Source organism: Acidobacteriota bacterium, from assembly GCA_016208495.1.
GTDB lineage: Bacteria > Acidobacteriota > Blastocatellia > Chloracidobacteriales > Chloracidobacteriaceae > JACQXX01.
The window spans coordinates 38,804-50,889 of record JACQXX010000021.1 but is presented as its reverse complement, the minus strand read 5'-3'; the positions used below and the strand labels follow the sequence as shown (position 1 = coordinate 50,889).

Below are 12,086 nucleotides of genomic sequence, written 5' to 3'. Positions count from 1 at the left end.
TATGGTAAGACGTGGTCTCATTCTGAGTATTCTCCTTTGGTATTTTTTTCTTTTGCGGGGAATACTCAGTTCTTTTTCCATCGTCAAGTTTTTTGACTCGATGCGTTACATTTTCCGGATTCTTTTTCTGAAAACCTATAGCTTGTTTTGGATACTACTCGCTACTCACTTTTCACTTTTTGGATTGACGACTCGCTACTCGCTATTCGCTCTTTCCTCGCCAATCCAGCCAGCGGTGGCGGAGTTTTTTCAGGAAGCCAGGTGCCGTCACTTGAGCTGGCTCATACCCAAGTTCAATCAGATATGGCCCAACAACCCAGGCAAATCGTTCGTGCAATGCAGGTGGCCAGTGGGCAAACCGGTTTAACGGGTTAAAATCTGCTTTCTTTTCAACTGGTTTCCAGTGTAACTGGCCTTCAGCTTGTTTCACATCCGATGAGCCACGAACCGGCAGGTTTCGCGCCTGATCAAAATCAAAGCGTTGTGGATCTAACTCCAGAGAAGCAAAGAGTTCGCGAAGCCTGGGTTCTGGGTCAGGATAGAGGTCTTCGTAACGGACAATTGAAAAGGGGTGGGTTTCCTGGTTTGTAACTCGTTTAAATCGAAGAATTTCCCGCGCACCTTCTGCTAATTCCTGAAATGACCGTTCATATGCGGTATTGAAACTGCGGTGGGCCGACTCGGCAATTGCCCGTCCATCGCGCACCACAATCAGAAGGTGAGCGTGCGGAAAAAACCGGAAAAAGTGACGCAAATTGACCACGCTTGGAGTTTTTGAAAGCAGCCGTTGCCGTGGATTTATTTCAGTTGACGCTGATTTCCACTGGCGGGTCAGAAACTCAAGCAAACCATTTCCAAGGCATTCAAACAGCACTTCTTCTGGACCGATTTTTTCAAGGACGTTCCATCCTGGACTCCAGTGGTCATAGACAGTTGAGACATATTTGGCCAGTGGGTCGGAATAATGAATGAGAAAATCTTCAAAAATCACGCCACCGGGACGGCAATCAGGGTGCAAGGCAAGTAAATCATGCAGGTAATTGGTCCCGCTTCGCTGGGTAATTCCAAGAATAAAAATGGGTGGCGATGTGGTGGACATACGTCAGGGCTGAAGACTTCGGGATTGGGGGGAGACTTTCACTCTGTAATTTCTTTGATTGTCCTTCAGCAGAACCAGGTATTTTGAGAATTGGATTGAGCATCCCGAAGGGCTGCAGTTCGGATAGCCGGTGGTTGCGAGGTTTGGGGAGCTACCACCGGCTATCCGAACGGCAACGCTTCGCGGTGCAAACCCAAAACCCTGCGTTTAAAAGGGTTGACTGCCTGTGGATTGGATCAAAAATAACCCGACTTCTTCAGCCCGAAATCTTCACAAGAACGGCTGCCTGGGCGGCAATGCCTTCGCTGCGTCCAATTGAGTCCAGCCCTTCGTTGGTTTTGGCTTTCACACTCACGGCGTCGAGTGGCAGGTGGAGTGCGTCAGCCAATCGCTGGCGGATGGCGGGAATATACGGCGCCAGTTTTGGCGCCTGGGCAACAATATTACTATCAACATTGACCACTCTCATCTGGCACTCACCGACCAGATGGACGACGTGCTTGAGCATGTGAAAACTATCAATGCCTGCCCATTGAGGGTCACGATCAGAGAAATGTTGGCCAATATCGCCCAACGCGGCAGCCCCAAGCAGCGCATCGCAAATGGCATGGGTCAGGACATCGGCATCCGAATGACCGTGCAACCCACGGTCATATGGGATTTCAACTCCGCCGATGATCAACTTGCGCCCTTCGACCAGACGATGGACGTCATATCCGATTCCGATTCGAAACATAGGTTCAATGCTCGCTTTCAACTTTGACCGCCGGTTCGACCCTCAAAACCTGTGGCACAAAACAGCGCCGACACCGGGCTTCATAAAATCCATCGGCCCCGACCAGGACCCTGGCTTCGTTGGCGACCAGACGCTGTGAGAAATTGGCGGGATTGCCGCATTGGGCACAAATCGCCTGGAGCTTGGTGATGTACTCAGCAATCGCCAGCAATTGCGGCATCGGTTCAAACGGACGGCCCAGGTAATCCTGATCCAGGCCGGCCACGATCACCCGCTTTCCCTGGTTGGCGAGTTCAGAACAGACTTCAATCAGATTTGCATCAAAAAAGTGGCCTTCATCAATGCCAACCACATCGGTTTCAGCTTTGACCATCGGCAAAATGTCTAAGGATCGGGTCACATTTTCAGCCTCGAATCGAAGCTGGCTATGCGAGACAATGTGATAGGTTGCATAGCGCTCGTCAATTTCATGCTTGAAGGTCTGGACCCTTAATCGGGCGATCTGAGCACGCCGGAGCCGGTGAATCAGGGCTTCGGTTTTTCCAGAAAACATGCCTCCGGCAATGACTTCGATCCAGCCGGAGTGTCGTGGGTGATGTTCAATGTGCATAAGCTATTTTGTGCTTCGGGCCACGACCAACCGACGAGAGCCGATCACAGAGCGAGCCTCTCCCTGACTTTCCCGGTGGAAAGATTGCCCGAAAATCCTTTGTGTGTTATTTGTGGCAGTTTCGAACGTTCTCTCTTATCACATCTCTGAAGAAAATCAAAAATCTATGCTTCCCAACCTTGTCATCATTGGGGCCATGAAATGTGGAACCACCAGTCTCCACGGCTACTTAAGTCTTCACCCTCAGATTTTTATGTCTGAACAGAAGGAACTGAACTTTTTTATCAAATCGAAAGGCTGGGCGAACGGGTTGGACTGGTATGAAGCGCAATTTCCTGAACCGGCTGAGATTCGCGGGGAATCATCACCTAACTACACCAAACACCCAAATTTCCCTGGGGTTCCTGAGCGGATGCACCAGGTCATTCCAGATGCCAAACTGGTCTACATTGTCCGTCACCCGATTGAGCGCATTGTTTCGCACTATATCCACCAGATTTCAGCCGGGCTTGAAACCCGGACAATGGAAGCAACCCTGGAAAAACTTGATCACAATCCGTTGATCAACTGCACCCGCTATTACTGGCAACTGGAACAATTTCTGAAGTATTACCCGGCAGATCGGATCCTTATTTTTGATAATCAGGATCTGGAAAATCAACGGGTGGCGACCATTCAGCGTGTGTTCAAATTTTTGGGGGTAGACGACACCTTCACCCACGAAGATTTTTCATTCAAACTCCATCAATCAAAGCACAAACGGAAACCATCTTTTGTGTCACAGGTCGTGCTCAAGATGTTTCCGCGAACTTCCCCGCGCCGCCGTCGCCTGCTCCATTTGTTTGGGCAGGAACTGGAACGGCCCACCATAAACGAAGCCACCAAACATCGAATTATGGAGTATCTCCACCCGGATATTGAACAATTAAAAGCCTTTACGGGGCTCAAGTTTGAGGATTGGAAAATCTGAGGGACTGGGGAATACCAGGGCTCAGGGCTTGGGGCCATATGCGCCAGGATAAGAAACCCGTGGCCTTTCCGTTGGTATTGAATAATGCTTGGCGCATCCAAAGCGATGCTGACCACCGGCTAACTTTGCTCCATCCCTCCGGGATGAGAACCAAAAACCGACACGTGAAAGCTGGTGGCTCGGAGCTGAAGAAGACGGCGGAAGAACTGGTTTTATTTCATCCCTCATCCTTCATCCCTCATCCCTTCAGTCGCCCCAAGCCCCCAGCCCGCTTTCTTCAGCCCGATGCCTTCAGCCCCAAAACGATGTCCAGCCCTGAGCGGTGATATTCCTGCAGGCTCTGAACTTCAATGGCTTCAAATTGAAGCGCTTGAATCGCGCTGGTGACGGCGACCGCCCCGGTAATGGTGGTAATGCAGGGCACTTCATACTGAATAGCGGCGCTGCGAATGGCCTGTTCATCAAAGTAGGACATTTTGCCAAGTGGTGTATTGACAATCAGATCTACCTTGCGGCTTTTGATGATGTCCACAATGTGCGGACGGCCTTCGTTGACTTTAAAGACCATTTCAACTGGCAATCCAGCCTTTGAAAGCATGTCCTGGGTGCCGCGAGTGGCAATCAATTTGAACCCAAGGTTATGCAGTCGCTGGGCGACCTTGATGGCATTGGGTTTATCCTGATCATTGATGCTGAGAAAAGCCGTTCCACGCTGTGGCAGGTTGATACCCGCGCCATACTGCGATTTCAAAAAGGCCATTCCAAAGCTATCAGCCACCCCCATCACTTCCCCGATTGAGCGCATTTCCGGCCCCAAGACTGGATCCACACCAGGAAATTTAATGAATGGAAACACCGGCGCCTTGATATAAAACCGGTTGACAGAGAGCACCGGCGGCAAATTGAAATCGGTTAACTTCTTGCCCACCATCAATAAAGCAGCAATTTTGGCGAGTGGAACCCCCGTGGCTTTGCTCACAAACGGCACGGTTCGCGAAGCACGCGGGTTGACTTCGAGGACATAGACGGTGTCATCCTTGACTGCAAACTGGATATTCATCAGCCCGACCACCTTGAGCGCCAGGGCCAGTTGCCGGGTATAGCGCCGCATCTGGTCCAGATGCCAGGGTTCGATCATGTAGGGCGGCAACACACTCGAACTATCGCCAGAGTGGATACCAGCTTCCTCAATATGTTCCTGAATTCCTGCAATACACACCTTTTCGCCGTCACACAGCGCATCCACGTCAACTTCGAAGGCTGATTCCAAAAACCGGTCAATCAACACGGGCTTCCCGGCAGAAACTTCGACGGCTTCGGTCATATATTGTTCGAGCCCGGCCTGATCATACACAATCATCATGGCACGTCCGCCAAGGACATAACTTGGACGCACCAGCACCGGATAGCCAATCCGATTGGCAATCACAATGGCTTCTTCGATAGAGAGCGCCATTCCATTTGGAGGCTGTGGAATGTTGAGATCAGCCAGCAATTTTCCAAACCGCTCGCGATCTTCAGCCAGATCAATTGAATCTGGCGACGTTCCAATAATCGGCACGCCGGCGGCCATCAACCGTCGGGCCAGATTGAGCGGCGTCTGGCCACCAAACTGGACGATCACTCCGGTTGGTTTTTCAAGATCAACAATGTTCATCACCGCTTCAAAAGTCACTGGCTCAAAATACAACCGATCCGCCGTGTCATAGTCAGTCGAAACGGTTTCTGGATTACAGTTGACCATAATGGCCTCATATCCGGCTTCTTTGAGGGCAAAACTGGCGTGGCAGCAACAGTAATCAAACTCAATGCCCTGTCCGATGCGATTGGGACCGCTGCCTAAAATCATGATTTTCGGCTGGTCGGTAGGCTCGGCTTCGCATTCATCTTCATAGGTTGAATAGAGATAGGGCGTAAACGAAGCAAACTCAGCCGCGCAGGTATCCACCCGTTTAAAGACCGGTTTGATGCCAGACGCCAGGCGGCGCTCGCGAACCGCTGGTTCATCAATTCCAAGCAAATCCGCCAGGTGGCGGTCGGCAAACCCAAGTTGTTTGAGTTCAAATAATCGCTGATCTGAAAGGGTAGCCAGCGTTTGAGCCTGAACGTCTTTTTCGACTTCGGAAAGCTGCTGCAACTGGAACAAAAACCAGGGATCAATCGAGGTCAACTGATGCAATGTCTCACACGACCAGCCGCGACTGAGGGCCATCATCAAATATCCGACGCGATCCGGGTTGGGTGTGACCAGTTGATTGCGCAGGTGCTGGTCATCAACGTACTCAAGCGTCGTGGTTTTTCCGGTTTCAAGTGATCGCAGGGCTTTGAGAAAAGCTTCTTTGAACGTTCGGCCAATTGCCATGGCCTCACCAACGGATTTCATCTGGGTGCCAAGCACTGCCTCAGTAGCGCGGAACTTTTCAAAGGCCCATCGCGGGATTTTGACCACCACATAATCAAGCGCCGGTTCAAAACTGGCTGGAGTTTTGAGGGTAATGTCATTGGGGATTTCGTCCAGCGTGTAGCCAATGGCCAGTTTGGCCGCCACCTTGGCAATCGGAAACCCGGTGGCTTTTGAGGCGAGCGCCGAAGACCTCGACACGCGTGGGTTCATTTCAATCACGCGCAAGCGTCCGTCATGCGGATTCACGGCAAACTGGATATTGGAGCCGCCAGTTTCAACCCCGATCTTGCGAATAATCCGCAACGACGCATCACGCAAAATTTGATATTCGCGATCTGTCAACGTTTGCGCCGGAGCCACCGTGATCGAGTCGCCCGTGTGAATCCCCATCGGGTCAAAGTTTTCAATCGAACACACAATCACGATGTTGTCGGCATGGTCGCGCATGACTTCGAGTTCATACTCTTTCCAGCCCAGGATTGATTCTTCAACCAGCACTTCGGTAATTGGGCTAAGTGCTAACCCACGTGCCACAATCTGGCGGAATTCTTCGTCGTTGTAAGCAACCCCGCCTCCAGCCCCGCCAAGGGTGAAACTCGGTCGAATAATGGCCGGATACCCAATCTTTTGAATGACTTCGTCAATTTGCTCAAGTGAAGTCACAAAGGCGGCTTTCGGCATTTCAAGACCAATTTCATCCATTGCCTGTTTAAAAAGCCGGCGATTTTCAGCCATGTGGATAGATTCGATTTTGGCGCCAATCAAAGTGACCTGATAGCGATCCAGGATTCCTTTTTCAGCCAGTCGAACGGTCAGGTTGAGCGCCGTCTGGCCACCAACCGTCGGCAAAAGGGCATCGGGCCGCTCGCGGTCAATGATTGATTCGAGGGCTTCGACCGTCAGTGGTTCAATATAAGTTTGGTCAGCCAGCCCCGGATCAGTCATAATCGTAGCCGGGTTCGAATTGACCAGGACAACGGTAAATCCTTCGACTTTCAAGGCTTTGCAGGCTTGAGTCCCCGAATAGTCAAACTCACAAGCCTGGCCAATCACAATCGGTCCGGAGCCAATGATCAGAATTTTTTGAATATCAGTACGTTTGGGCATGGTAGTGTTTATATCGCTGAGGGTTCAGGGTTTGGGGTTCAGGATTTTCGGAAGTGATGGGGGATGAAATAAAATCACCTTGTCACCTTGTCATTTTGTCATTTTGTCACCTTGTCATCTTGTCATCTTGTCACCTTGTCATTTTGTCACCTTGTCATCTTGTCACCTTGTCATTTTGTCATTTTGTCATTTTGTCATCTTGTCACCTTGTCATTTTGTCATCCTGGCGCTCGGTCCAGGGTTTCTAACGCAAAAGGAATGATGGATGCAATCCAGCCCGCAGGTTGCCAAAAGTCATCTCCAGCCTTTAGAGTAATAACTCACAGGCCATTCAGCACCGTTTTCTCACGATCCATTTCAACCACTTGTTGTATCCCAATGCTTATGTCCACCTTGAAGTCCAATCATTCGAGGTATTTCGCGCTTGCCTGGCTTGTGGCAAGTTGTGCCTTGACCGCCTGTGTTATTCCACCAGGTGGCTATTTTGGGACCATTGTCGCCCCGAAAGAGCAAAAAATTGTCTTCGGGAACCACTCTGAGCCACGCTCACTCGATGCTCACAAGACCACTGGCGTGGCGGAAAGCAATATCATTAAGGAATTGTTTGAAGGATTGACGGTCTACCATCCTGAGACATTGGAGCCGCTTCCAGGGAGTGCCGTCTCGTGGGAATCACACAATGACGCCCAGGTTTGGGTCTTTCACCTGCGCGACAATTCCCGCTGGTCAGATGGACGCCCGGTGACGGCTCACGACTACGTGTATGCCTGGCGGCGCGCGGTTGACCCGGAAACAGCCTCGCCATATGTCGCCCTGATGTTTTGCTTGAAAAATGCCGAAGCGATCAGCAACGGCGAAATGGGGGTTGAAACGCTTGGAGTGCAGGCAGTTGATGATTTGACGCTCCGGGTTGAAATGGAGCATCCAACCGCATTTTTCATCAAACTGACCGCTCATTTTATGTTCGTCCCCTTGCCGGAATGGACCATCAAACGCCACGGTGCACAGTGGGTTGAACCAGCGAAAATCGTAACGAACGGACCTTTTACACTGGCCGAACATCGCCCCAATGATGTGATTGTGCTGCGCAAATCAGCCACCTACTGGGATGCAGCCACAGTGAAGCTCAATGAAATCAGCTTTTTACCAGTCAATGACGCCGCCGCGATGAATTTGTATAAAGCAGGCGAACTGGATGTGATGACGAGCGGGTTGATTCCGCTTCCGTTTATGAAAATCATCCAAACCAAGCAGGATTACTGCACTGGCGCCTTTTTCAGCACTTATTATTATTCGATCAATGTCACCCGAAAACCCTTTGATAACCCGCTGGTTCGAAAGGCGTTAAACCTTTCGATCAACAAACGCGAAATTGCCGAAAAACTCTTTAATGGAATCATTCAACCAGCCACGATGCTCATTCCACCAGGGATTCCAGGGTATCCGGTGCTCAAAGGCCCTGATTTTAACCCACCCGAAGCCCAACGGTTGTTGGCTCAGGCTGGCTTTCCAGATGGAAAAGGGTTTCCGAAATTCACCATCTACTACAACACCCAGGAAAGCCATAAACAGATTGCTGAAACAATTCAGCGCATGTGGAAAGAAAATCTTGGATTAACGGTCGAACTGCAAAACGAAGAATGGCAAACCTTCCAAGCCCGGTGGGACCGACGCGATTTTGATGTATGCCGCGACGTCTGGCAGGGTGATTATCTTGATCCAACAACGTTTCTTGATATTTACCAGACTGAAAATCTCAATAACCACTCTGGCTGGCTTGACCCCAAATACGGTGGGCTGCTCAAACAGGCAAGCACCGAATCAGACCCGGCCAAACGACTTCAGATCCTGGCCGAGGCTGAAAATTACCTGATTGACCAGGTGCCGTTGATTCCAATTTATTTTTACACCAATAGTTTTATGACCAAGCCCTTTGTCAAGGGGTATCACGTCAACCTGCTCGACACCCATCAAATGAAGTTTGTGTCTATTCAGAATTAGGGTTCAGGGTTCAGGGTTCAGGGTTCAGGGTTCAGGGTTCAGGGTTCAGGGTTCAGGGTTCAGGGTTCAGGGTTTTCGAATCAATTCTTTTTCCATTCTCTTCCCGTGGGCTTCGCGCCACGGCTATTGAACGGCGACCCTTCGGACCTGAAATCCTTATCCTGGTACTTAATGACCCTGAACCCTGGTTTTCTTCATTCTCAATTCTTCATTGACCTTTTCATGTTTCGTTTTTTTCTGATTCGCCTGGCTGGCCTGATTCCATTACTGCTCTTGATTTTGACGCTCTCGTTTTTTCTGATTCGGAGCGCCCCAGGGAATCCTTTTGCCAATGCCAAAGCCTTCCCACCTCAAGTTGTTGAGAGTTTGAACCGTCAATATGGCCTGGATAAACCCATCTTTTTTCTCTCACTGGTTCAACCTGACGACCCCAAACAGCATCGCCCGTGGCAGCAACGACTGACGTTTCAATGGAATGGCAGCGACAACCAGTACTGGAACTATTTGAAACGAGTGGTTTTTTCCTTTGATCTCGGCCCCTCGACCCGGTATGCGGATCAAACTGTGAATGACATCATTCGGGACAGTCTGCCGAAATCGGTGGCACTCGGGCTGGCGGCCTATGTGATTGCACTGGTGGTCGGGTTGGGATTGGGAATCCTGGCAGCACTCAAGCAAAACACGGTCATTGATTATGGAGCGATGTTCTTTGCCGTGCTTGGGGTATCAATTCCAAGTTTTGTCCTGGGGCCACTGTTGATTCTGGTCTTTTCACTGACCTTGTACTGGTTGCCCCCGGCGCGATGGGGAGACTTCCGACATTTAATTTTGCCGGCGATTACCCTGAGCGGCCTCTACTCGGCCTATATTGCGCGCCTGACCCGGTCCGGGATGCTCGAAGTCTTGCGAGCAGATTACATCCGCACCGCTCGCGCGAAAGGACTTTCGGAAACCGCGGTGGTTTTCCGGCACGCCCTCCGCGGAGGACTGCTGCCTGTAGTTTCATTTTCAGGTCCGGCGCTGGCTTTTCTGCTGGGTGGGACGATTGTTGTTGAGAAAATTTTTCTGATTCCCGGATTGGGAAATTTCTTTATCGAAGCCGCCAATTCCCGTGATTACACGCTGGTTATGGGCGTAGTGCTGCTGGTTTCGGTTTTTCTGATTGTGGCGAATTTCCTCGTTGACCTTGCCTATGCGGCGATTGACCCGCGCATTCGCTATTAAGGGCGGACACATCGGTCCGCCCCCTACTTCGAACACCTTGAACCCTGAACCTCAATGCCCACATTCCTTTCCGCAACGAATGAATCATTTGAGCTGGCTGAAGGCACCAGTCTTTGGAAAGATGCCTGGCGTCGGCTGCTCAAAAACAAGTTGGCCGTGGTGGGCGGAATATTGCTTGTGGTGATGATAGGCATGGTTCTGATTGGGCCGGAATTTTTACCGTATACCTATGACCAGCAAGATTTTAATGCGCTGAACCAACCCCCAAGTTTGGCACACTGGTTTGGGACGGATGAACTTGGGCGGGATATTCTGGTGCGGTGTCTGGCCGGAGGGCAAATTTCACTCAAGGTAGCCCTGGTCTCAACCTTTGTCAGTATTGTGATCGGAGTCTCATATGGCGCAGTTTCGGGCTATATCGGAGGCCAAACCGATGAAGTGATGATGCGGGCGGTGGATGTGCTTTACGCTCTGCCGTTTATCTTTATTGTTATCGTCCTGCTGAGTTTTTTTGAGCGAAGCCTGATGTTGCTCTATATCGCACTCGGAGCGATTTCGTGGCTCACGATGGCACGGATTGTGCGCGGACAGGTGCTTTCGCTTAAAAACCAGGAGTTTGTTGAAGCGGCGGTGTCCATTGGTGTCAGTCGCCCCGGTATTATCTTTCGACATTTGGTGCCCAACACGCTGGGGCCGGTGATTGTGTATTCAACCCTCACGATTCCAACTGTGATGCTGGAAGAATCCTTCCTGAGTTTTTTGGGGATGGGTGTGCAGGCGCCACTGGCGAGTTGGGGCACGATGGTCAGCTCAGGCGTCCAGTCAATTTCGATTTATCCCTGGCAACTGATTTTCCCTGCGGTCCTGATGACACTTACTTTGTTAAGCTTAAATTTTGTCGGTGATGGCTTGCGGGATGCACTCGACCCACAAATGAGGAAAAACTGACCATCATGCCGCCATTGCTTTCAGTCAAAAATCTGCAAACGTTCTTTTTTACTGAGTCCGGCGTTGTCAAAGCCGTGGATGGGATTTCGTTTCAACTGGAACAAGGTGAAACACTGGGCATCGTTGGTGAATCCGGAAGTGGAAAATCAGTCACTAACCTGTCGTTGATGCGACTCATTCCGGATCCGCCAGGGAAAATCACTGGTGGAGTGGTTGAATTTGACGGACAAAATGTATTGGCGCTGTCAGAACGGGCAATGCGGCAGATTCGCGGCAAGCAAATCGCCATGATCTTTCAGGATCCGATGACGTCGCTCAACCCATTTTTGAAAATCAGCCGCCAGTTAACTGAGTTGACCGAATTACATTTGGGATTGACCAAAACTGAAGCTCGCCGTAAAGCAATTGAACTGCTGGAACAGGTTGGTATTCCGGAGGCAAGTCAACGCATTGACGCATACCCACATGAATTCTCAGGCGGAATGCGCCAGCGTGTCCTGATTGCCATGGCACTGAGCTGCACTCCTAAACTTCTGATTGCTGATGAACCAACTACGGCATTGGACGTGACGATTCAGGCTCAAATCCTTGAGTTGATGAAAGATATCCGCTCAAAAATTGGAATGTCGGTGATCCTGGTCACCCACGATTTAGGTGTCGTCGCGGGAATGACTGATCGCATTGCCGTGATGTATGCTGGGAAAATTGTTGAATCAGCACCAACTGAAAACCTGTTTGAATCGCCCGGTCACCCGTACACGGTGGGACTTCTGAAATCAATTCCGGATCCGGGTTTGGATCAGGTTGAACTCTATCAAATCCCTGGACTGCCTCCTGATTTAGCCAGATTGCCGGCGGGTTGCGCGTTTGCACCTCGCTGTAGTGAAGTCCAGGATCGGTGTCGAAGCGCAGCCCCGCCACTCTATCAAATCGGAGCTTCCCACTGGTCAGCCTGCTGGTTGCATGAGAAAACCTCGGGCTGAAGAC

At 50.6% G+C, this 12,086-nt stretch carries 9 protein-coding genes; 5 read left to right on the top strand and 4 right to left on the bottom strand.

Annotation, left to right across the window (positions count from 1 at the left end; translation table 11 throughout):
- Positions 1-202: 202 nt before the first annotated feature.
- The 3 genes from HY774_04205 to HY774_04195 form a co-directional block, all read right to left on the bottom strand.
- Complete coding sequence (locus tag HY774_04205) at positions 203-1,099, bottom strand: sulfotransferase (GenBank protein MBI4747664.1); 897 nt, start codon at positions 1,097-1,099, stop codon at positions 203-205.
- A gap of 256 nt (positions 1,100-1,355) precedes the next feature.
- The gene (locus HY774_04200; GenBank protein ID MBI4747663.1) at positions 1,356-1,835 is read right to left on the bottom strand and encodes a 2-C-methyl-D-erythritol 2,4-cyclodiphosphate synthase; all 480 of its coding nucleotides are present in this window, start codon (positions 1,833-1,835) and stop codon (positions 1,356-1,358) included.
- A gap of 4 nt (positions 1,836-1,839) precedes the next feature.
- Positions 1,840-2,445, bottom strand: a complete 606-nt coding sequence (locus tag HY774_04195; protein ID MBI4747662.1) for a thymidine kinase — start codon at positions 2,443-2,445, stop codon at positions 1,840-1,842.
- 166 nt (positions 2,446-2,611) lie between these two features.
- On the opposite strand from HY774_04195, the gene HY774_04190 reads away from it, so the two are divergent.
- Positions 2,612-3,415: a sulfotransferase gene (locus tag HY774_04190; protein ID MBI4747661.1), complete on the top strand. Its 804-nt coding sequence runs from the start codon at positions 2,612-2,614 to the stop codon at positions 3,413-3,415.
- 277 nt (positions 3,416-3,692) lie between these two features.
- Here the strand turns inward: HY774_04190 and carB are convergent, their stop codons facing one another.
- Positions 3,693-6,926, bottom strand: a complete 3,234-nt coding sequence (gene carB, locus HY774_04185) for a carbamoyl-phosphate synthase large subunit (GenBank protein ID MBI4747660.1) — start codon at positions 6,924-6,926, stop codon at positions 3,693-3,695.
- A gap of 384 nt (positions 6,927-7,310) precedes the next feature.
- Between carB and HY774_04180 the strand changes: the two genes are divergently transcribed.
- The 4 genes from HY774_04180 (at position 7,311) to HY774_04165 (ending at position 12,082) form a co-directional block, all read left to right on the top strand.
- Entirely contained in the window at positions 7,311-8,927 is a 1,617-nt protein-coding gene (locus HY774_04180; GenBank protein MBI4747659.1) for a peptide ABC transporter substrate-binding protein, read from the top strand.
- 222 nt (positions 8,928-9,149) lie between these two features.
- On the top strand, positions 9,150-10,151 hold the full coding sequence (locus tag HY774_04175; GenBank protein MBI4747658.1) for an ABC transporter permease: 1,002 nt from the start codon (positions 9,150-9,152) through the stop codon (positions 10,149-10,151).
- A 54-nt stretch (positions 10,152-10,205) separates the two neighbouring features.
- Complete coding sequence (locus HY774_04170; protein MBI4747657.1) at positions 10,206-11,099, top strand: ABC transporter permease; 894 nt, start codon at positions 10,206-10,208, stop codon at positions 11,097-11,099.
- Between the two features lie 5 nt (positions 11,100-11,104).
- Positions 11,105-12,082 carry an ABC transporter ATP-binding protein gene (locus tag HY774_04165; protein ID MBI4747656.1) on the top strand — a complete coding sequence of 326 codons (978 nt, stop codon included), beginning with the start codon at positions 11,105-11,107 and terminating at the stop codon, positions 12,080-12,082.
- Positions 12,083-12,086 lie beyond the last annotated feature (4 nt).